Annotated in this window: 21 protein-coding genes; 11 read left to right on the top strand and 10 right to left on the bottom strand. The window is 70.9% G+C overall.

What is annotated here, in order from left to right; genetic code table 11:
* Nucleotides 1-55: 55 nt before the first annotated feature.
* Both G401_RS0142190 and G401_RS52110 read right to left on the bottom strand, forming a co-directional pair.
* Nucleotides 56-778 (bottom strand): LuxR C-terminal-related transcriptional regulator, encoded by a 723-nt coding sequence (locus G401_RS0142190; protein ID WP_281174241.1) that lies wholly within the window; start codon nucleotides 776-778, stop codon nucleotides 56-58.
* A 75-nt stretch (nucleotides 779-853) separates the two neighbouring features.
* Nucleotides 854-1,807, bottom strand: a complete 954-nt coding sequence (locus G401_RS52110) for a RecB family exonuclease (protein ID WP_084558196.1) — start codon at nucleotides 1,805-1,807, stop codon at nucleotides 854-856.
* A gap of 184 nt (nucleotides 1,808-1,991) precedes the next feature.
* Between G401_RS52110 and G401_RS0142175 the strand changes: the two genes are divergently transcribed.
* The 3 genes from G401_RS0142175 to G401_RS0142165 are packed head-to-tail and all read left to right on the top strand — an operon-like array spanning nucleotide 1,992 to nucleotide 4,746.
* Nucleotides 1,992-3,209 (top strand): M50 family metallopeptidase, encoded by a 1,218-nt coding sequence (locus tag G401_RS0142175; RefSeq protein WP_407636982.1) that lies wholly within the window; start codon nucleotides 1,992-1,994, stop codon nucleotides 3,207-3,209.
* 20 nt (nucleotides 3,210-3,229) lie between these two features.
* Entirely contained in the window at nucleotides 3,230-4,222 is a 993-nt protein-coding gene (locus G401_RS52105; RefSeq protein ID WP_084558206.1) for a tRNA (adenine-N1)-methyltransferase, read from the top strand.
* Nucleotides 4,219-4,746, top strand: a complete 528-nt coding sequence (locus tag G401_RS0142165; protein ID WP_027347244.1) for a hypothetical protein — start codon at nucleotides 4,219-4,221, stop codon at nucleotides 4,744-4,746. The genes G401_RS52105 and G401_RS0142165 overlap by 4 nt, the downstream gene beginning before the upstream one ends.
* A gap of 21 nt (nucleotides 4,747-4,767) precedes the next feature.
* On the opposite strand, the gene G401_RS52100 is transcribed toward G401_RS0142165, so the two are convergent.
* Nucleotides 4,768-5,088, bottom strand: coding sequence for a ferredoxin (locus G401_RS52100; protein ID WP_051368037.1), 321 nt, complete (start codon nucleotides 5,086-5,088; stop codon nucleotides 4,768-4,770).
* A gap of 149 nt (nucleotides 5,089-5,237) precedes the next feature.
* On the opposite strand from G401_RS52100, the gene arc reads away from it, so the two are divergent.
* The 5 genes from arc (at nucleotide 5,238) to prcA (ending at nucleotide 10,963) form a co-directional block, all read left to right on the top strand.
* Entirely contained in the window at nucleotides 5,238-7,004 is a 1,767-nt protein-coding gene (arc, locus tag G401_RS0142155) for a proteasome ATPase (protein WP_027347243.1), read from the top strand.
* 130 nt (nucleotides 7,005-7,134) lie between these two features.
* Nucleotides 7,135-8,646, top strand: a complete 1,512-nt coding sequence (dop, locus tag G401_RS0142150) for a depupylase/deamidase Dop (RefSeq protein WP_034594849.1) — start codon at nucleotides 7,135-7,137, stop codon at nucleotides 8,644-8,646.
* Nucleotides 8,647-8,823: 177 nt separating this feature from the next.
* Complete coding sequence (locus G401_RS0142145; RefSeq protein WP_027347241.1) at nucleotides 8,824-9,039, top strand: ubiquitin-like protein Pup; 216 nt, start codon at nucleotides 8,824-8,826, stop codon at nucleotides 9,037-9,039.
* Between the two features lie 259 nt (nucleotides 9,040-9,298).
* Nucleotides 9,299-10,108 (top strand): proteasome subunit beta, encoded by an 810-nt coding sequence (prcB, locus tag G401_RS0142140; protein ID WP_027347240.1) that lies wholly within the window; start codon nucleotides 9,299-9,301, stop codon nucleotides 10,106-10,108.
* A 60-nt stretch (nucleotides 10,109-10,168) separates the two neighbouring features.
* Complete coding sequence (gene prcA / locus G401_RS0142135) at nucleotides 10,169-10,963, top strand: proteasome subunit alpha (RefSeq protein ID WP_027347239.1); 795 nt, start codon at nucleotides 10,169-10,171, stop codon at nucleotides 10,961-10,963.
* A gap of 73 nt (nucleotides 10,964-11,036) precedes the next feature.
* On the opposite strand, the gene G401_RS0142130 is transcribed toward prcA, so the two are convergent.
* The 6 genes from G401_RS0142130 to rfbB all read right to left on the bottom strand — a co-directional run bounded on the left by G401_RS0142130 (nucleotide 11,037) and on the right by rfbB (nucleotide 15,961).
* Nucleotides 11,037-11,837, bottom strand: coding sequence for a hypothetical protein (locus G401_RS0142130; protein WP_027347238.1), 801 nt, complete (start codon nucleotides 11,835-11,837; stop codon nucleotides 11,037-11,039).
* A gap of 190 nt (nucleotides 11,838-12,027) precedes the next feature.
* Complete coding sequence (locus G401_RS0142125; protein ID WP_245602097.1) at nucleotides 12,028-13,032, bottom strand: glycosyltransferase family 2 protein; 1,005 nt, start codon at nucleotides 13,030-13,032, stop codon at nucleotides 12,028-12,030.
* Nucleotides 13,033-13,037: 5 nt separating this feature from the next.
* Entirely contained in the window at nucleotides 13,038-13,739 is a 702-nt protein-coding gene (locus G401_RS0142120; RefSeq protein WP_027347236.1) for a glycosyltransferase family 2 protein, read from the bottom strand.
* Nucleotides 13,726-14,085 carry a DUF2304 domain-containing protein gene (locus tag G401_RS52095; protein ID WP_034594848.1) on the bottom strand — a complete coding sequence of 120 codons (360 nt, stop codon included), beginning with the start codon at nucleotides 14,083-14,085 and terminating at the stop codon, nucleotides 13,726-13,728. The genes G401_RS0142120 and G401_RS52095 overlap by 14 nt, the downstream gene beginning before the upstream one ends.
* A complete protein-coding gene (gene rfbD / locus G401_RS52090) occupies nucleotides 14,082-14,978 on the bottom strand; it encodes a dTDP-4-dehydrorhamnose reductase (protein WP_281174240.1) in 897 nt (298 codons plus the stop codon). The genes G401_RS52095 and rfbD overlap by 4 nt, the downstream gene beginning before the upstream one ends.
* The gene (gene rfbB / locus G401_RS0142105) at nucleotides 14,975-15,961 is read right to left on the bottom strand and encodes a dTDP-glucose 4,6-dehydratase (RefSeq protein ID WP_027347235.1); all 987 of its coding nucleotides are present in this window, start codon (nucleotides 15,959-15,961) and stop codon (nucleotides 14,975-14,977) included. The genes rfbD and rfbB overlap by 4 nt, the downstream gene beginning before the upstream one ends.
* 60 nt (nucleotides 15,962-16,021) lie before the next feature.
* Between rfbB and rfbA the strand changes: the two genes are divergently transcribed.
* Complete coding sequence (gene rfbA / locus G401_RS0142100) at nucleotides 16,022-16,879, top strand: glucose-1-phosphate thymidylyltransferase RfbA (protein ID WP_027347234.1); 858 nt, start codon at nucleotides 16,022-16,024, stop codon at nucleotides 16,877-16,879.
* Between the two features lie 585 nt (nucleotides 16,880-17,464).
* On the opposite strand, the gene G401_RS0142095 is transcribed toward rfbA, so the two are convergent.
* Nucleotides 17,465-18,739 (bottom strand): lipopolysaccharide biosynthesis protein, encoded by a 1,275-nt coding sequence (locus G401_RS0142095; protein WP_027347233.1) that lies wholly within the window; start codon nucleotides 18,737-18,739, stop codon nucleotides 17,465-17,467.
* Nucleotides 18,740-18,796: 57 nt separating this feature from the next.
* Here G401_RS0142095 and G401_RS0142090 point away from each other — a divergent pair, with 57 nt between their 5' ends.
* Both G401_RS0142090 and G401_RS0142085 read left to right on the top strand, forming a co-directional pair.
* Nucleotides 18,797-19,366, top strand: a complete 570-nt coding sequence (locus tag G401_RS0142090; protein WP_245602096.1) for a class I SAM-dependent methyltransferase — start codon at nucleotides 18,797-18,799, stop codon at nucleotides 19,364-19,366.
* A complete protein-coding gene (locus tag G401_RS0142085) occupies nucleotides 19,363-19,959 on the top strand; it encodes a dTDP-4-dehydrorhamnose 3,5-epimerase family protein (protein WP_027347231.1) in 597 nt (198 codons plus the stop codon). Before G401_RS0142090 ends, G401_RS0142085 begins: the two co-directional genes overlap by 4 nt.
* Nucleotides 19,960-19,984 lie beyond the last annotated feature (25 nt).

Genomic DNA, 19,984 nt, shown 5'->3' with positions numbered 1-19,984 from the left:
CTTTTCCCTCCGTGCCGGTCGCCCGGCCCGGCGTTCGCCGGCCGTTCGCCGGTCCTCAGCGGCCGGGCTTGACCAGACCCGACTCGTACGCGAGCACGACCGCCTGCACCCGGTCGCGCAGCCGGAGTTTGGTGAGCACGTGCCCCACATGGGTCTTGACCGTCGTCTCGCTGACGGTGAGGGCCTGGGCGATCTCGGCGTTCGACAGGCCACGGGCGACCTGGACCAGCACCTCGCGTTCCCGGTCGGTCAGCATGCCGAGATCCGTCCGGGCGGCGGTGGCCGGCGGCACCGCGGCGAGCAGGTCGAGCAGCCGGCGCAGCAGCGGCGGGGAGACCGCGGCGTGCCCGGCCGCCACGGCCCGCACGGCGGCGATGATCTCCTCCGGCGGGGCGTCCTGGGCGAGCAGGCCACTCGCACCGCTGCGCAGGGCCGCCAGCGCCGGTTCGGCGTCGATCCCTGACCCGGCTCCGGCTTCAGCCCCGGCTGCCGGCCCGGTCGCCGCGGGGCCGGGATCGGGGATGAGGACGAGGGTCCGCACCGGAAGCCGGGCGTCACGGATCTCCCTGGCCACCGCGGTGGCGTCCCGCCGGGGCAGGTACGCCTCGATCAGCAGCACGTCCGGCAGCAGCCGGCGGGCCAGCTCGATCGCCTCGACGCCGTCGCCGGCCTCCCCGACGACGTGGAGGTCGGCGTGTCCGCCGAGGACCGCCCGCAGTCCACTGCGGACCATCGGCTGATCGTCGGCGAGCAGTACGCGTACCGGCCCCGTCGTCACCCCGGCAGTGTCCCATATCGATGCATGCCAGCACGCTGCGCCATGATCCAGCGGTGACCCGGCAGTGATCCGTCCTCAGCCGACGGTCGCGGCGTCCTCGGCGGCCTTGGCCTGGGCGGCGAGCCGGGCGGTACGCGCGTCCACCGCCGCCGTCACCGCCGAGTCGACCGGGTAGGGCGGCGGCGTCCCGCCGAACGACGGGCACAGGGCCTGGTGCGCGCACCAGCCGCAGAGCTTGGACGGCTTCGGGCGGAAGTCGCGGGCGAGGGCCGCCTGCTCGATCGCCCGCCACAGGGCGACGATCGTCTTCTCGAAGCGCTCCAGCTCCACCGCGTCCGGCGTGTAGTCGCAGATCTCGCGGTCCTTGAGGTAGACCAGCCGCAGCACCCGGGGCACCACGCCGCGCGTACGCATCAGGACGAGGGCGTAGAACTTCAGCTGGAACAGCGCCCGGGCCTCGAACGCCTCGCGGGGCGCGCCGCCGGTCTTGTAGTCGACCACCCGCAGGTCGCCGGCCGGGGAGACGTCGAGCCGGTCGATGTAGCCGCGGATGAGCAGTTCGTCATCCAGGACGGCCTCGATGAGGGTCTCCCGCTCGGCGGGCTCCAGCCGCGACGGGTCCTCCATCTCGAAGTAGCCGCCGAGCAGGTCGGCCGCGCTGGTCAGGAAGTCGTCGCCGATCTCCAGCGAGGCCAGCTCCGGCTGCTCGGCCAGCAGCGCCGCCCAGGACGGGTCGACGAGGTCGTGCGCCTGGGTCAGGGTGCGCTGCCCGGCGGGCAGGTCGAACAGCCGCTCCAGCACGGCGTGCACCAGGGTGCCGCGCGCCTGGTCGGCGGTGGGCTGCTCGGGCAGCCGGTCGATGCTGCGCAGCCGGTAGAGCAGGGGGCAGGTCTTGAAATCGGCGGCCCGGGACGGAGACAGCGTCGGCAACGTGCGGGCCGCCGCCGAGTGCTGTGCCTCCGACGAGTGCTGTGCCGCCGACGGGTGCTGTGCCTCCGGGAGAGCGGGCGAACTGGGGTCACCGGTCATGCGCTCACGGTAAGCCAGGCGTACGACATCGGCTCCGCAGGCGCCCCGGGCCGCGTACGCCGTGTGTCCCACGCGCGCCGTCTGTCAGGTGAAGTCCAGCCGGGATGCGTAGCATTGCGCCGATGGAGACCGTCGCGCTGGTGACCGCCGGGAGTGCCGTGGCCGACCGCGGGAGGCGGGTCGCGTGACCGAGCAGCCCGGTTCCCACCAAGGGACCCCGCAATCCGGTGCCCAGCCCGGCAGCCCGGCGGACGCGGGCCGCCCCGGCGAGCGGCCCGAGGTCCCGCCGCGGCCCGGCGTCAGCCTCGGCCGGGTGCTCGGCTTCCCGGTCCGGCTCAGTGCGAGCTGGTTCGTGATGGCCCTGCTCATCATGGTCAGCTGGGGCTCCCTGATGACCGAGCGGGAGCACAGCGCGGGGGTCGGCTACAGCCTCGCGGCCGGACTGGCCGTCAGCCTCCTGTTCTCCGTGCTGCTGCACGAGCTGGGCCACGCGCTGGCCGCCCGGTGGCTCGGCATCGGCGTCCGCGGCATCACCCTGGATCTGCTCGGCGGCTACACCGAGATGGAGACCGAGGCGCCGCGGCCGCGTACCGAGGTGCTGTTCTCACTGGCCGGACCGGCGGTGTCGCTGCTGCTCGGCCTCGGCGCGCTGGCCCTGGTCCCGGTCATGCCGGACGAGTCCGCGCTGCGCGTGCTGGTCGCCCAGATCGCCTTCAGCAACCTGATCGTCGCCGTCTACAACGGCCTGCCCGGCCTGCCACTGGACGGCGGCCGAGCCCTGCGGGCCGTCGTGTGGGCGATCGGCAAGAACAAGGTCAGCGCCACCGTCGTCGCCGGCTGGTCGGGCCGCGTCGTCGCCGCCCTCACCGTGGCCGTGGCCTTCGCCCTGTACGCGAACGGCTGGTACACCTTCACCGGCGTACTGATCGCCGGGTTGATCGCGTACACCCTGTGGCAGGGCGCGACCGCGTCGATCAACCAGGCGAAGGTGGCCTCGCGCTTCCCCCTGATCGACCCGGTACGCCTGGCCCGCACGATCTACAGCGTGCCGGCCGGCACCTCGCTGGCCGAGGCGCTGCGGCGGGCCGCCGAGGCGGGCCGGCCGGCGGCGGCGCTGGGCGTGACGGACAGCTCGGGCCGCCTCATCGCCCTGGTCCGCCGGGACGCCGCCGCGGCCGTGCCGGAACCGCGCCGGCCGTGGGTGCCGGTGGAGTCGCTGGCCCGCGACATCGACGGGGTCGGGGTCATCCGCGCCGATCTCCGGGGCGAGGATGTGATCAGAGCTGTGCAGCAGCACCCGGCCGACGAGTTCCTCGTGACGACAGGGGAGGATGTCGTCGGGGTCCTGCACCTCGCCGATCTCGTCCAGCTGCTCGATCCGCGTACTAGGAGTCGTCCGTGACCGACCTCACCGTCCCCGCGATGCCCGCCCGCAGGGGCCCGTTCACCGCTGGGGACCGGGTGCAGCTCACCGACCCGAAGAACCGGATGCACACGATCGTCCTGGAGCCCGGCAAATCCTTCCACACCCACCGCGGCGTCGTGGCCCACGACGACCTCATCGGCCGGCCCGACGGCAGCGTCGTGACCTCGTCGGGCGGGACGGCGTACCTGGCGCTGCGGCCGCTGCTGAGCGACTACGTGCTGTCGATGCCGCGCGGGGCGCAGGTCATCTACCCCAAGGACGCCGCGCAGATCGTCGCGATGGGCGACGTCTTCCCCGGCGCCAAGGTCCTCGAAGCGGGCGTCGGCTCCGGCGCGCTCACCTGCTCGCTCCTGCGGGCCGTGGGCGAGCACGGGCAGGTCCACTCCTTCGAGCTGCGCGACGAGTTCGCGGCCGTGGCCCGCAAGAACGTCACCGCCTTCTTCGGCGCCGAGCAGCCGAACTGGCAGCTGACCGTGGCCGACGTGGCGAGCTGCATGGAAACCGGATTCGACCGGATCATCCTGGACATGCTGACCCCGTGGGAGGCGCTCGACATGGTCGACAAGGCGCTGCTGCCCGGCGGCGTCTTCATCGGCTACGTCGCCACCACGCCCCAGCTGTCCGAGCTGGTCGAGGCCCTGCGCGAGCGCGGCGGCTTCAGCGAGCCGCTCGCCTGGGAGAGCCTCGTGCGCGACTGGCACGCCGACGGCCTCGCCGTCCGCCCGGACCACCGGATGATCGCCCACACCGCGTTCCTCGTGCGCTCCCGGAAGCTGGCCCCCGGCGTGACCGCCCCGCCGCGCCGCCGCAAGCCGTCCAAGGGCGCCGAGGCGTACGCGCTGAAGAAGGCCGGCCGGGTCGCGGGGACCGCCGCTTCGGAGAGCGCCGTCACACCGGAGACCGCCGTCTCGCCGGAGACCGCTGTCATGCCGGAGAGCGCTGAATCGCCGGACATCGCGCTGGAACTCGGACCGGAGGGTGACGAGTGACCGAAGCGGTCTTCCCCGACTGGAGTCCCTACCGCGAGCTCGAACCGGCCGCGCGCGCGTACCTGCGCGACCCGGAGATCGCCCTGGACTCGTTGCTGCCCAGCCTCGGCGCCGCGGACGTGCAGGGCTTCACCCTGGAGCGGTTCGTCAACGAGTACAACGGGGTGTGGCAGGAGATCGCGGTCTGCGACGGCTCGCGCCTGCTGCTGTGGCACGGCGAGGACTGCCCGCCCGGGGAGGGCCCGCCGGGTTCGATGATCTCCTCGCTGCGCATCGTGCCGCTGTCGGCCGTGACCGAGATCGGCTGCCGGCGCCGCCTGGTCCGCATGGGCACCGGCCACCGGGTCGACGCGGTCGACGTCTACCTGCTGCTGAGCTCGCTGGAGGAGACCGACCACACCGGGCCGCGCCACGACGCGCTGCGGTTCGGCAAGACCCTGACCGACGGCGGCGTCGGCCAGATCGCCCGGCTGGAGGAGTTCACACAGCTCATCGCCGGACTCATCGGCCGTCCGGTGCTGTAACGGGCGAGTCCGGCACCCCGGTCAGGCGGCTGCCGCGATCTGCGTACGCAGGGCGTCGCGGTCGTCCTCGGAGATCGGCTCGGCCGGACCCGCTCCGCGGCGCAGGTGGATGCACTCGCCGGGGCATTCCTTCGCGGCGTCCAGCACCTCCAGCCGCAGCGACGCGGGTACGCTGACCTGCGCGTCCTTGGCCATCTGGAGCTCGCCGTCCGGCGTCTTCACGTACGCGAGGCCGTCGATGTCGAACTCGAAGATCTCCGGCGCGTACTGGACGCACAGGCCGTCACCGGTACACAAGTCCTGGTCGACCCAGACCTGAAGCTCGTCGTCTGCCACGCACACGACGGTACCGCAGACGGTCCGGGCCGTCGCGGGCCGCGTACCGGATTGCGAGATCACGATTGGGATCGGCCGTGTCGGGAGGGTTTCATGGGGGCGTACACCAGCTAATGTTATGAGACAACCTGGCTCAACCCCCGGGGAGGTGGGACGTGGCACGCAGCGACGACGCGGATTCGCGCGCCGCACGGTGGGAGAAGGAGTCCAACGATCTCTCCACGCAGGTCGCGTTCCTGCAAGAGGAACTCGCTCTGTTGCGGCGCAAGGTGTCCGAGAGCCCTCGTCATGTCCGCCAGCTCGAGGAGCGGCTCGCCGCTACGCAGGCGCAGCTCGCGCGGCTGACGGAGAACAACGATCGACTGGTGGCCACGCTGAAGGAAGCGCGGGCCCAGATCGTCACGCTCAAGGAGGAGATCGACCGGCTGGCGCAGCCGCCCAGCGGGTATGGGGTCTTCCTGACCCGGCACGAGGACGGCACAGTGGACGTCTTCACCGGGGGACGCAAGCTGCGGGTGGCGGTCTCACCGTCGCTCGACGCCACGGAGTTGCAGCGCGGCCAGGAGGTCCTGCTCAACGACGCACTCAACATCGTCGACGCGTTCGGTTTCGAGCGCAGCGGCGAGGTCGTGATGCTCAAGGAGATCCTCGAGGGCGGTGACCGCGCGCTGGTGGTCTCACACGCCGACGAGGAGCGGATCGTCTTCCTGGCCCAGACGCTCATCAGCTCGCCGCTGCGGGCCGGTGACTCGCTCATGATCGAGCCGCGGTCGGCGTACGCGTACGAGCGGATCCCCAAGAGCGAGGTCGAGGAACTCGTCCTGGAGGAGGTGCCCGACGTCGACTACACCGACATCGGCGGCCTCTTCGGGCAGATCGAGCAGATCCGCGACGCGGTCGAGCTGCCGTTCCTGCACGCCGAGCTGTTCCGGGAGCACCAGCTGCGGCCGCCGAAGGGCGTGCTGCTGTACGGCCCGCCCGGGTGCGGCAAGACGATGATCGCGAAGGCGGTCGCGAACTCGCTGGCGAAGAAGATCGCCGAGCGGCGCGGCGAGGAGAAGCAGACCAGCTACTTCCTCAACATCAAGGGTCCGGAGCTGCTCAACAAGTATGTCGGCGAGACCGAGCGGCACATCCGGCTCATCTTCCAGCGCGCCCGGGAGAAGGCCTCCGAGGGTACGCCGGTCATCGTGTTCTTCGACGAGATGGACTCCGTGTTCCGCACCCGCGGCTCCGGCGTGTCGTCCGATGTGGAGAACACGATCGTCCCGCAGCTGCTCAGCGAGATCGACGGTGTGGAAGGTCTCGAGAACGTCATCGTGATCGGTGCCTCGAACCGCGAGGACATGATCGACCCGGCGATCCTGCGGCCCGGCCGCCTGGACGTCAAAATCAAGATCGAGCGGCCGGACGCCGAGGCCGCCAAGGACATCTTCAGCAAGTACATCCTGACGGGGCTGCCGCTGCACCCCGACGACCTGGCCGAGCACGGCGGCTCGGCGGAGGCGTGCGTCCACGCGATGATCGCGGCGGTCGTGCTGCGGATGTACTCCGAGACCGAGGAGAACCGCTTCCTCGAGGTCACGTACGCCAACGGAGACAAGGAAGTCCTGTACTTCAAGGACTTCAACTCGGGCGCGATGATCCAGAACATCGTGGACCGGGGCAAGAAGATGGCGATCAAGGAGTTCCTCTCCTCCGGCCGCAAGGGCATGCGCCTGCAGCACCTGCTGGACGCGTGCGTCGACGAGTTCCGGGAGAACGAGGACCTGCCGAACACCACCAACCCGGACGACTGGGCCCGCATCTCCGGCAAGAAGGGCGAGCGGATCGTCTACATCCGTACGCTCGTCTCCGGTGGCAAGGGCGCGGAGGCCGGCCGGTCCATCGAGACCGCGTCGAACACCGGCCAGTACCTGTAAGCACCGGAAAAAGGGTCGGCTCCCGCAGGGGGCCGGCCCTTTTTCGCTCTTCGCTGATTTTCCCGTCCGTGGAGTGCCGGTGCTCCATGCGGGGAGTGCAGACGTTCCGTCACCGTCTAGTCTCATTCGTATGACAGTGCGCCGGATAATGGGTACCGAGGTCGAGTACGGCATCAGCGTGCCGGGTCAGCCCCAGGCCAACCCGATGGTCACCTCGTCCCAGGTAGTCAACGCGTACGGGGCCCGGCCCGAGCTCACCAAGGGCGGCCGCGCACGCTGGGACTACGAGGAGGAGTCGCCGCTGCGCGACGCGCGGGGCTTCACCTACACCGGCGCGGTCTTCGACCCGGCCGAGGCGCTCGCCGACGAGGATCTCGGGCTCGCCAACGTCATCCTGACCAACGGCGCCCGCCTCTACGTCGACCACGCCCACCCGGAGTACTCCACGCCCGAGGTGACCAATCCGCTCGACATCGTCTTGTGGGACAAAGCCGGCGAGCGCGTGATGGCCGAGGGCGCGCGGCGCGCGGGCACCATCCCCGGCAGCGCCCCGATCCACCTCTACAAGAACAACGCCGACAACAAGGGCGTCAGCTACGGCTCGCACGAGAACTACCTGATGCGCCGGCAGACGCCGTTCGCCGAGATCGTGCAGTTCCTGACCCCGTTCTTCGTCACCCGGCAGATCTTCTGCGGCGCGGGGCGGGTCGGCATCGGCGCGGACGGCTCGCAGGCCGGCTTCCAGCTCTCGCAGCGGGCGGACTTCTTCGAGGTCGAGGTCGGCCTGGAGACGACCCTCAAGCGGCCCATCATCAACACCCGCGACGAGCCGCACTCCGACGCCGACAAGTACCGCCGGCTGCACGTCATCATCGGCGACGCCAACCTGTCGGAGATCTCCACCTATCTCAAGGTCGGCACGACGTCCCTCGTCCTGGCGATGATCGAGGAGAAGGCCCTCACGCCCGACCTCGGCATCGCCGACCCGGTCGCCGAGCTGCGCGCGGTCAGCCACGACCCGTCGCTCAGCCACCGCATGCGCATGCGCGACGGCCGCCGGCTCACCGCGCTGGACGTCCAGTGGGCGTACTACGAGCGGGTCCGCGAGTTCATGGCGGACCGCGAGATGGACGAGCAGACGGCCGACATCCTCGACCGCTGGGAGAGCGTCCTGGACCGGCTCGGCCGCGACCCCATGCTCCTGTCCGACGAGCTCGACTGGGTCGCCAAGCTGCGCCTCCTGGAGGGCTACCGCGACCGGGAGAACCTCGGCTGGGCCTCGCCCAAGCTCCAGCTGGTCGACCTCCAGTACGCGGACGTACGCCAGGAGAAGGGCCTCTACAACCGTCTGGTGGCCCGGGGCGCGATGAAGACCCTGCTGACCGAGGACCAGATCCGCCGGGCGATGACGGAGCCGCCGGAGGACACGCGGGCGTACTTCCGCGGCCGGTGCCTGGCCCAGTACGCGTCCGAAGTGGTCGCCGCCAGCTGGGACTCCGTCATCTTCGACGTGGGCCGCGAATCCCTTGTCCGCGTACCGATGCTGGAGCCGGAGCGCGGCGTCAAGCGCGTCGTGGGCCCGCTGTTCGACCGCTGCGAGAGCGCCAAGGATCTGCTGGAGGCGCTGACCGCCGGCAGCTGACCGCGTACGGGTGAGCCGATCCCCGCGCCGTGTTGAGCTGACAGCTGATCGCGTTTGCGGACGCGGCGCGGTAGGTTTTACCTAACGGACGGCCGGGACATGGGTCCCGGCCTTGCCATCAGCCCCGCGTGCGGGGGCGGGTGGCGAGCAGCCGTCGTGCGGTTTGGGAGGGGCGCCATGGCGAGTCAGGACACCGGAGGCCAGGGCCAGGCGGGACGCCGCCGCGAGAACGAGGTCGAGGACACGGTCGCGCCCGAGGTCGACCCGGAGATCGCCGACCGCGTCGAGAAGATCGGCGAGGACGTCGACGACCTGCTCGACGAGATCGACTCGGTGCTGGAGGAGAACGCGGAGGAATTCGTCCGCGGGTACATCCAAAAGGGCGGCCAGTAGTCCCGTTTGTCCGTTTCACGCGGCTTCCGAGGCGCGGAGAAGCCGCTGTTCGGATGTGTCCAGGATGAGCGCCGGCGCCGCCGTTCCCCGGCGGCGCTGCGTATTGAGGCGGCGCCGCGTATCGAGTGGCATGGTTTTTGAGCGACACGGTATTTCGAGCGGCATGGTTGTTCGAGCGGCATGGTATTTGGGCGGCATCGTATGAGCGGCACGACGAGAAGGGGATGACGTGGCTTTCGGAGCTGAGGGGACCCGCGGGATGGGGGCCGCGTACAACGCGGTCGGGGTGAGTTCTTTCACCGAGTTCCTGACCATGGCCGCGCCCGAGCTGCTGCCGGGCAACCGGAAGCTGCCCGAGGGCGGCCTCGCCGACATCGCCCCGCACGCGACCACCATCGTGGCGATCAGCTGCGTGGACGGCGTGCTCATGGCCGGTGACCGGCGCGCGACGATGGGCAACCTGATCGCGAGCCGCGACATCGAGAAGGTGCACGAGGCCGACCCGTACTCCCTGGTGGGCATCGCGGGCACGGCGGGCATCGGCATCGAGCTGATGCGGCTGTTCCAGGTGGAGCTGGAGCACTACGAGAAGATCGAGGGCGCGATGCTCTCGCTGGACGGCAAGGCGAACCGGCTCGCCGGCCTCGTCCGGGGCAACCTGGGCGCGGCGATGCAGGGCCTGGTGGCGGTCCCGCTGTTCGCCGGCTTCGACCTCGACGCGAAGGACCCGGCGAAGGTCGGCCGGATCTTCAGCTTCGACGTCGCGGGCGGCTGCTACGAGGAGACCGGCTACGACTCGATCGGCTCCGGTTCGCTGTTCGCGAAGTCGGCCCTGAAGAAGCGCTACCGGCCCGGGGTGACCACGGCCGACGCCACCAAGCTGGCGGTCGAGGCGCTCTACGACGCGGCCGACGACGACACGGCGACCGGCGGCCCCGACGTGATCCGCCGCATCTTCCCGGTCGTGATGACCGTGACCGCCGAGGGCACGCACCGCCTGCCGGACGCCGAGACGGCCGCGATCGCCGAGGCCGTCATCGCGGCCCGGCACGAGAACATCGGCGGCTGAGCGGATTCCGTTTCGTAGCGCGCCATCCGTAGCTGTCCACTCAGGAAGGAGCTGGCCGCCGTGGCCATGCAGTTCTACGCGTCGCCCGAGCAGATCATGCGCGACCGCTCGGAGTACGCGCGCAAGGGGATCGCGCGCGGCCGCAGTGTGGTCGTCGTGTCCTACGCGCAGGGCGTACTCTTCGTCGCCGAGAACCTGTCGACGACCCTGCACAAGGTGAGCGAGATCTACGACCGGATCGGGTTCGCCGCCGTCGGCCGGTACAACGAGTTCGAGAACCTGCGCTCGGCCGGCGTACGCATGGCCGATATGCGGGGTTACTCCTACGACCGCCGGGACGTGACCGGACGGGCGCTCGCCAGCGCGTACGCGCAGACGCTGGGCAACCTGTTCGGCGAGAGCGGCAAGCCGCTGGAGGTCGAGATCTGCATCGCCGAGGTCGGCACCGAGCCGGCCGCGGACGAGCTGTACCGGCTGACCTACGACGGTTCCGTGCAGGACGAGCCGGGCTTCCTCGTCATGGGCGGCCAGGCGGAGGCGATCGCCACCCTGCTCAAGGACCGCCACAGCGAGGCGCACACCCTGGCCGAGGCGCTCAAGCTCGCCGTCGAGGCGCTCGGCAGTGTGGGCGGCGAGGGCGGGGCCGCCCGGAAGATCGCCGCGAACCAGCTGGAGGTGGCGATCCTCGACCGGGCCCGCAAGGGCCGGGCGTTCCGCCGCATCACCGGCAACGCGCTGACGACCCTGCTCGACCCGCCGGCCGTACCCGGCGCCAAGGAGGAGCCCGCGGCCGCCGAGCCCGCGCCGGCCGAACCCGCCGCCGAGACGCCCGCCGCCGACGAGTCGGCGGAGTAGCACCTCACCTTCCGCGTGTCACAGGCCCCGCCGGCGTCGTCGGCGGGGCCTGCTGCGTCAACGCCCGGGGCCGTCAGCGGACCGGCAGATCAGGCCTGTACGCCCGCGCGGCGAGCAGGATCTCCGCGGGCGGCGTACCGAGGGCATCGAACTCCAGGGGGATGCGGCGGCCGTCCCGCAGTACCCAGACCATCGCCGGCTCGATGTCCTCGTCGTCCTCGCCGGCCTTGCCGTTGTGGCCAGCTTTGCCGTTCTTGTCGGCCTTGCCGGTCGCGCGGTCCGGTGCCGGTCCCACGAGGACGACCTCGAGAACGTCCCGCCACGCCACGATCGGGGCGAAGCCGAACCGCAGGCCGCTGTCGGTGATGCGTACCGGGAGGTGGCGGAGATGCCTTCCCCACGACGCCCAGGCCCCGAGGGCACCGGCCGCGAGGGCGATGTGGAGGTGTAGCAACCGGTGGAAGTCGCCGTGCTCGGGCCGGATCGCTGTGATCACGCCGACGCATCCCAGCGTCATCAAGGCCACGAGTCCGAGCTTGAGGGCGGCCTCCCGCAGAACCGGCCGGCCACGGACGACGCGCGGTTCCGGTGGGCGTACGGGCGCGGTCTCGATGACCGCCCGGAGGTCGGCCAGCTCGTCGGCAGTGCGCTCGGCGGGCTTCTCGCGGCCGGTGGCACGCCGGAACCACCGGGCCAGACCGAAGATCGCCGCGACCGCGACCACTATCGTGCCGGTGATCATGAAGACCTTTTCCAGGTCCAGCATTCCGAGGTACTGCAGTGCCAGGAGGAGTCCGGCCACCGTGGCGAGCGGCAGCTGCGTCGCGGCCCGCCGGCCCCAGGAGGCGGCCGCAGGCGCTGGGATGGCGGTCATCGCATCAGGGTAGTGACGTCCCGCCTGTCCCACTGTCCCCGGCATCCATGCCCAACGATCTTGCGCGAATGCCCCGAATTTCGCGGCCTTTGCCCGATACGCCGGTACATTCGCGCAAGATCGCCGCAATTCACGGCACGGCATGGCGCGGCGCGGGAGGGGGAGGGAGGGAAGGAGGGAGGGGGAGGGGTCAGAGGAGGGGGCGGATGAGGCGCCACCAGAGGCCGGCGAGGACGTTGTAGACGCCCATGCCCGGCGGCGTGTCCACATTGGACGGCGCGAACCTCGCCGTGAACAGGTGCGCCAGTGCCCGGTCGCGTACCGTGCGTTCGGCCTGCAGCTGCCGGTGGCGGGCCCGGATCCAGGAGCGGTTGCGCCAGAGCCAGCCGTAGCCGCGCACCTTGGCCTTGAACCAGCCGCCCATCGCCGCGGTGGCCAGCATCGCGGCCTCGGTCAGCAGCAGGACGGGCAGCAGGAGCAGGATCGTCCGGCCGGCGTACGCGGACAGGACCGTCACGAGCCGGTTGCGTTCGAGCAGGTAGTACTTGAACTCGTTGCGGGAGAACTCGTAGTGGTGGCCGACCACGGCGTCCGGCACGTACGCCGGGGCCAGGCCGCGCTGCCACAGCCGGAGACTGAGCTCGGTGTCCTCGTGGTAGGCGAAGTACTCGGCCGCGAAGCCGCCCAGCTCGCGCCACAGGTCGCGGCGGACCACGAACGCGCATCCGCTCAGCGACGGCACGCTGGTACGCGTCGCGTACGCGCTCGCGGGCTCGTCGTTGCCGCCGGCCCAGGACAGCCCCGCGATGTGCAGCGGATTGCCGGCGGTGTTGACGACGTCGAGCCGGTCGGCGTGCCGGATCGAGGCCATCGCCGCGCCGACGCCCGGTTCGGCGGCGACCGCGGCGACCTTGGCCAGCGCGTCCGGTGCCACGATCGCGTCGGAGTTGACGAACGCGATGAACTCCGCGGTCGCCTCCTCGGCGCCCAGGTCGCAGCCGCCGGCGTACCCGAGATTGGCGGTGGGCGTCAGGACGCGCAGGCCGGGGCGGGCGGCGAGGCCGGCGACCGACTCGCTGCCGTTGTCGACCAGGGTGAGGCTGACCTCGGCGCCGGTGGAGCGCAGGACCGCGTCGACCGCCTCGGCGAGCCACTGCTCCTTGCCGTAGGCGAGCATCACGGCGTCGATCCGCACGGCGCTCACCGCCGGATGAGCGCAAGGACGAGGACGCTGAACGCGCGGCCGAGGTAGATCGTGGCCCGGATGGGGGAGTGGCTCGGCGTGCCGGCGACCCGGGGCCGCATGGCCACCGGGACCTGGCGGACCGTGAGGTCGTGCCGGACGGCCTGGACGATCGTCTCGACGGTGTCGCCGAGGTACTCCACCGGGAAGAACTGGGCGTAGAGCGCGGTGCCGCGGCGGTTGGTCGCCCGGTAGCCGGACGTCGTGTCGGTCAGTCTCGTCCGCGCGACCGCGGAGAGCACAGTGGACAGAAACGACATGGCCCAGGAGCGGGGGCCGCGGACGCGGTACTCTCCGACGCCCGCGAACCGGGCACCGATGACGACGTCGCCCTCGTCCAGAGCGTCGATCATCTGCGGGACGAACTTGGGGTCGTGCTGGCCGTCGGCGTCGAGCTGCACGACGACGTCGTAGTCGCCGTCGAGGCCGTAGCGGTAGCCGAGCCGGCGCGCGCCGCCGACACCGAGGTTGTAGGGCAGGCTCGCCACCAGCGCGCCCGCCTTGCCCGCCTCGCGCGCGGTCGAGTCGGTCGAGCCGTCGTCGACCACGAGCACGTCCACACCGGGCAGTTCCGCGCGGATCTCGGCGATGACGCCGGTGATGGCGCCCGCCTCGTTCAGCGCCGGGATCACGACCAGGACGGTCCTACCGTTGATCAACGTCCGACCCCGTGTTCTGGTCGACCTTCATCCGGATCAGGGCGATCTCCTCGGCGAGGGTGCGGGTCTTCTCCTCCAACCGGCTGACCTCCCAGCTGAGATGGAGGCAGACGACCAGAAGGAAGACGATCGCGGCGAAGAGTACCAGGCTCACCCCGCTGGCCATACCGAAGAAGCTGGCCACCCTGTCGACCGCGTGCGGGAACACCGAGAGCGGGATGATCACGAGGCCGACGCCGATCCACAGGACGCCGTACTTCTCCCGCAGCTGGCGGCGCCGCAGCAGCTCCACGATGCCCGCGAGCAGCAGGAGGCCGCATACCGTGGTGGTCAGCTGCAGGCTCATGCCGGATCACCCTCGTCGCCGTCACTGTGGGCCGTCGGTCCCGCCGGGCCGCCGCCCAGGAGATCGTGCAGCAGATCTTGCCAGTCGGCCAGCGGCGCCAGACCGGCGGCCCGCCACCGGTCGTGGCCCAGCACACTGTACGCCGGGCGCGGCGCCGGCCGGACGAAGCGTTCGCTGGTCGTCGGCCGGACCCGGTCGGGATCGAGACCCGTCAGCGCGAAGATCGCCCGGGTGAACGCGTACCAGGTGGTTTCGCCGCCGGCGGTGCCGTGGTAGATCCCGGGAGCGGCGTCCGGCCGCGCGGCCAGCCGGAGCAGCTGGGCGGCCAGCGCCGGAGCGGTCGTCGGCTGTCCGCGCTGGTCGTCGACCACGTCCACAAAGTCGCGCTCGCCGGCCAGGCGCAGCATCGTGGTGAGGAAGTTCCGGCCGGTGCGGTCGTAGAGCCAGGCCGTGCGTACGACATAGCCGGCGGCGGGCAGCAGCTTCGCGACCGCGAGCTCGCCGGCCAGCTTGCTGCGCCCGTACGCGTTCAGCGGCGCCGTCGGGGCGTCCTCGGCGTACGGGGTGGCGGCGTCGCCGGCGAAGACGTAGTCGGTCGAGACGTGGATCAGGCGGGCGTTCGCCGAGGCGCAGGCGGCCGCCAGGTTCGCCACGGCGTCGCCGTTGATCCGGGTCGCCTCGGCCTCCTCGGTCTCGGCCCGGTCGACGTCGGTCCACGCGGCCGCGTTGATCACCACGTCGTGGCCGGCGACGGCGTCGGCGGTCGCGGCCGCGTCGAGGAGGTCGAGCTCCCGCCGGGTCAGGGCGGTGGCCGCCGGGGCCGCGGCGGTCAAGGCGCGGCCGAGCATGCCGCCCGCACCGGTGATGAGAACCTTCCCGGTCCCGGCCGTCACGACGCCAGGGCCGCCTTCTCCTTGAGCGGCTCCCACCAGTCCCGGTTGTCCTGGTACCAGGCGACGGTGGCGGCCAGGCCGTCGGCCAGCTCCACCTGCGGCTCGTAGCCCAGCTCGGCGCGGATCTTCTCGATCGACAGCGAGTACCGGCGGTCGTGGCCGGGCCGGTCGGCGACCGGGGTCACCAGATCCCAGCCGCGCCCGGTCGCCTCGAGCAGGCGCTCGGTCAGCTCCCGGTTGGTCAGCTCGGTGCCGCCGCCGATGTGGTAGACCTCGCCGGCGCGGCCCTTGCGCAGCGCCAGGTCGATGCCCCGGCAGTGGTCGGAGACGTGCAGCCAGTCGCGGATGTTGAGGCCGTCGCCGTAGAGGGGGACGCTCCGCCCGTCGAGCAGGTTCGTCACGAACAGCGGGATGACCTTCTCCGGGAACTGGTAGTGCCCGTAGTTGTTCGAGCACCGCGTCACGACGACGTCCAGCCCGTAGGTCTTGTGGTACGCGAGCGCCAGCAGGTCCGATCCCGCCTTCGCGGCCGAGTACGCCGAGCGCGGCGCCAGCGGCCAGTCCTCGGTCCAGGAGCCGCTCTCGATCGACCCGTAGACCTCGTCGGTCGACACGTGCAGGAACCGGCCGATCTCGTGCCGGCGCGCGGCGTCGAGCAGGACCTGCGTACCGAGGACGTTGGTCCGCACGAACTCGCTGGGCCCGGTGACGGCCCGGTCGACGTGGGTCTCGGCGGCGAAGTGCACGACCGCGTCGACGCCCCGCGTCAGGTCCTCGACGACGTCGGCGTCGCAGATGTCACCCTGCACGAAGACCAGCCGCGGGTCGTCCGCGACCGGGGCGAGGTTCGCCAGGTTCCCCGAATAGGTGAGCTTGTCGAGCACAGTGATCTTGACCGAGGCGTCCGGCGGCGTGGCGCCCAGCAGCTGGCGGACATACTCGGAGCCGATGAAGCCGGCACCGCCGGTGACGAGGAGATTCACAAGTCCGGGAGTCTAGCCGACCCGCCCGCCGGCCGGGCCCGCCCGGTAATGTTGCCCGTCATGCGTGGCATCCTCCTTGCCGGTGGCACCGGATCCCGGCTGTGGCCGATCACCCGAGCCGTTTCCAAGCAGCTCATGCCGGTCTACGACAAGCCGATGGTGTACTACCCGCTGACTACTTTGATCATGGCAGGGGTCCGCGAGATCCTCGTGATCACCACTCCCGAGGACGCCGTGCAGTTCGAGCGGCTGCTCGGCGACGGAAGCCAGTGGGGATTGGTGATCTCCTATGCCGTGCAGCCCCGCCCGGACGGAATCGCGCAGGCCTTCGTCATCGGCCGGGACTTCATCGGCGACCAGACGGTGGCCCTGATCCTCGGCGACAACATCTTCCACGGGGTGAATCTCGAACGGCAGCTGTCGGATACCGAACAGCTGTCCGGCGGGCGGATCTTCGCGTACCAGGTGGCGAACCCGTCGGACTACGGCGTGGTCGAGTTCGCGGACGACGGCCGGGTGCTGTCGATCGAGGAGAAGCCGCTCGCCCCCAAGTCCCGGTACGCCGTCCCCGGCCTCTACTTCTACGACAACCAGGTGGTCGAGATCGCCGCCGACCTCAAGCCGTCCGACCGGGGCGAACTGGAGATCACCGCGGTCAACGACGCGTACCTGCGGGCGGGGCGCCTGTCGGTCACCGCCCTCGACCGGGGGACGGCCTGGCTCGACACCGGGACGTTCTCGTCGCTCATGCAGGCGGCGGAGTACGTGCGGGTCATCGAGGAACGGCAAGGGTTCAAGATCGGCTGCGTGGAGGAAGCGGCCTGGCGGGCGGGTTTCCTGTCGTCCAAGCAGCTCGTCTCGCTCGCCCAGCCGTTGCGCAAGTCCGGCTATGGGGATTACCTCTTGGGGCTCTTGTAGGTCCTCTTAAATCAAGATCATTTTGTCCCGGGTTCGTCGATCTCACCTCCGCTCCTCCCGCGGGAGACCGTTCCGCCCCTATCGCTGCGCTCCGGGGACTCCACTGCCAGGTGAGTGGGGCGACGCATCCTGCACCGCGGCCCGGTCGCCGTTTCGCCCCTTTCGGCCTTTGTCGTGACTGTCCGGTATGCGCGCTCGGGCGGGCCGCCAGCGGGGTGATCGTTTGCGGCTGAGGTGTGAATACGGCCGTCTTACGCATGATCATTTACGGTTCTGGAGCGCGTTGACCGGGTCCGGCGACACCTGGGGCGTAATTGATCATGCAGATCGAGCCGGATTGACACCCGAGCCGTAAATGATCATGAAGTCGGCGGCCTCTGACCACTGGGTGGAAGATCGTTCCCGCATCACGGGCATTGGTCAAGATCTGTGTGGGCAGGGCGCCGGCGCCGGGCGGTCTCCGTGGCTGCTGCGGTGCTGCCGTCGAGACAGGCCCGGACTTTGTCCCGACTGTCCTAATATGCGAGCGCTCCGCGCGGAAGCGATCACCGGGAACAAGTGATCGGCGGCTGTTGAGGAGAGGGGTCAGCGGGCGTAGCGGCGGAAGAGGTGGAGCATGACGGCGACGGTGATCACGCCCGAGACGAGCTGGGCGGCCAGGCCGGCGGCCACCGGGTCCAGCGGGAGCAGGAAGCACAGGACGAAGCCCGCGAAGCCCAGCGCGTACGCGAGGGTCACCAGCCGGTGCTTGGCCAGCGCGAGGAGGGCCGACTGGAGCACGGCCATCATCATCGCGAACGCGGCGCCGAGGCCGAGCAGCCCGAGGTCCAGCGCGCCGATCCCGTGCGTGGAGTCGAACAGGACGCGGATGACGAAACCGCCCACGAGGATCGTCCCGAGGACGCCCAGTGCGCCGAGCGCCGCGACGACCAGGACGGCCTGGCGTACGCCTTGACGCAGCCGCGCGTGGTCGCCGGTCGCGGCCGCCCGGGTGAGGGCCGGGAGCAGGGCCGTCTGCGCGCTCGTGAACAGGAACTGCGGTACGCGTGCCAGCACGAACGCGAACGCGAAGACGCCCGCGCGGGCCGGGTCCTCGACGAGGATCGCCTTGACGACGACGGGGCCGAGGTTGGCCAGGCCCAGCGACAGCAGTGCCGATCCGGCGAGCCAGCCGACGGCCGGCAGCAGCGTGCGCCACGGCACGTGGCCGCCCGGGGCGCCGAGGCGCAGCCACGGTACGCAGAGCAGGCCGGCGAGCAGCGGGCCCAGGCCGAGCGCGACACCGAAGCCGGCCGCGGCGGTGACCCCGGCCGCGGCCAGGATGAGGCAGGGGAGCAGGCGGGCCAGGCCCTCTCCGCCGATCGTGGCCGCGTACGCCGGCAGCCGTCCCCGGCCGGCGAACGTGCCCCGGGGCAGGCTCAGCACGGCGAAGCCGGCGCACGCCGCGAGCAGCCCGGCGAGCAGCCAGGGGTCGCCGTTGAAGACACGGTCGACGAGCAGGCGGCCGGCGGCCAGCATCGCCAGCGAGACCAGGACCAGCAGGCCGGTGGAGACCAGGCGCATCTGGCGTACCGCGGTGCCGGTCGGCTCGCCGCGGGCGGCCCCGCCGCTGACGAGCCGGCTGGTCTCCAGTTCGACGCTGGAGAACAGGCCGCCGCCGAAGACCGCCATCAGCAGGTAGAGCGCCGCGAGCGCGGCGTAGTCGGCGGCGGGCACGATGCGGGCGGTGACGGCGAGGAAGGCGTACCCGGAGGCGCCGAGGACGACCAGTGCGGTCGCGATCGAGGTGGTGCCCTTCAGCAGGCCTCTGCCGAGCGGGGGAGCCGAGGTCGGCTCGGCGGAGCGGGGAGCGGCAGACATAGTGACCCCAGGCTAGCGGTGCGCTCCGGCACGCCCGTCCCCGCTATGCTTCCCGGCGTGACAGAAGGTGCCGACTACACCGAACGGCTGGCCGCGCTCGAAGGTGCCCGCTGGAAGCGGGTCCTGGACGTGCAGGCGCCCTACCGGTGGAACCTGCGGCGGCTCGGCCTCGGCCGCACCCTCGACGTCGGCTGCGGCATCGGCCGCAACCTCGCCCATCTGAGCCCGGAGAGCGTCGGGGTCGACCACAACCCGACCTCGGTCGCCGTGTGCCGGCAGCGCGGGCTGACTGCGTACACGTCGGAGGAGTTCGTGCACGAGGCGGGCGCCTTCGACTCGATCCTCGCCGCGCACCTGGCGGAGCACATGCCCGAGCCGGACGCGCTGGCGGTGCTGGGCAGCTACGTCGACTGCGTGCGTCCCGGCGGCCAGGTAGTGATCATCACGCCGCAGGAGAAGGGGTTCGCCAGCGACGCGACCCACGTGCGCTTCGTCGGCTTCGAGGAGGCCGCCAAGCTGTGCGCGGACCTCGGCTTGAGCGTCACGCGGCAGTACAGCTTCCCGTTCGCCCGCACGGCGGGCAAGGTCTTCACCTACAACGAGTTCGTCACGGTGGGCCGCCGATGAAGATCAGCGAGCTGTCCATCGAGGGCGCCTGGGAGATCACGCCGGTCCAGCACGGCGACCCGCGCGGCGTCTTCATGGAGTGGTACCGCTACGACCGCCTCGCCGAGGCGGTCGGCCACCCGCTGCGCCTCGCGCAGGCGAACCTCTCGACCTCCGCGCGGGGCGTCGTCCGCGGCATCCACTATGCCCAGGTTCCTCCCGGTCAGGCCAAATACATCACCTGTGTACGCGGAGCCCTGCTCGACGTCATCGTGGACCTCCGCCAGGGTTCGCCCACTTTCGGTAAATATGAGACCGTCCGGCTGGATGATGTCGACCGGAAGGCCGTCTACCTGGCCGAAGGCCTCGGACACGGTTTCTGCGCCCTGGAGGACGACGTCACGATCTCGTACCTGTGCTCGGAGACCTACAACCCGGCCCGGGAGTTCGCGATCCACCCGCTGGACGTTCAGCTGAACGTCGCCTGGCCTGCTGATTCACCGGTATTGTCGGCTCGGGACGCCGCCGCGCCGACCCTCGCGGAGGCGGCCGAGCGCGGCCTGCTTCCGTCCTATGCGGACTGCCGCGAATACATCCAGTCACTACGTGCGTGACCTTCGTAGCTGATCTCGCGTACTG

Origin of the sequence: Hamadaea tsunoensis DSM 44101 (genome assembly GCF_000428945.1) — a bacterium.
Lineage (GTDB): Bacteria > Actinomycetota > Actinomycetes > Mycobacteriales > Micromonosporaceae > Hamadaea > Hamadaea tsunoensis.
This window is presented reverse-complemented; position numbering and strand designations above follow the sequence as displayed.

Coding starts and splice junctions, on each gene's coding strand:
- prcB (WP_027347240.1), top strand. CDS start 9,299: ATGGGGGCCGCGTACAACGCGGTCGGGGTGAGTTCTTTCACCGAGTTC.
- dop (WP_034594849.1), top strand. CDS start 7,135: ATGACAGTGCGCCGGATAATGGGTACCGAGGTCGAGTACGGCATCAGC.
- G401_RS52110 (WP_084558196.1), bottom strand. CDS start 1,807: ATGACCGGTGACCCCAGTTCGCCCGCTCTCCCGGAGGCACAGCACCCG.
- G401_RS0142095 (WP_027347233.1), bottom strand. CDS start 18,739: ATGTCTGCCGCTCCCCGCTCCGCCGAGCCGACCTCGGCTCCCCCGCTC.
- G401_RS0142085 (WP_027347231.1), top strand. CDS start 19,363: ATGAAGATCAGCGAGCTGTCCATCGAGGGCGCCTGGGAGATCACGCCG.
- G401_RS52105 (WP_084558206.1), top strand. CDS start 3,230: ATGCCCGCCCGCAGGGGCCCGTTCACCGCTGGGGACCGGGTGCAGCTC.
- G401_RS52095 (WP_034594848.1), bottom strand. CDS start 14,085: ATGAGCCTGCAGCTGACCACCACGGTATGCGGCCTCCTGCTGCTCGCG.
- G401_RS0142145 (WP_027347241.1), top strand. CDS start 8,824: ATGGCGAGTCAGGACACCGGAGGCCAGGGCCAGGCGGGACGCCGCCGC.
- G401_RS0142130 (WP_027347238.1), bottom strand. CDS start 11,837: ATGACCGCCATCCCAGCGCCTGCGGCCGCCTCCTGGGGCCGGCGGGCC.
- rfbA (WP_027347234.1), top strand. CDS start 16,022: ATGCGTGGCATCCTCCTTGCCGGTGGCACCGGATCCCGGCTGTGGCCG.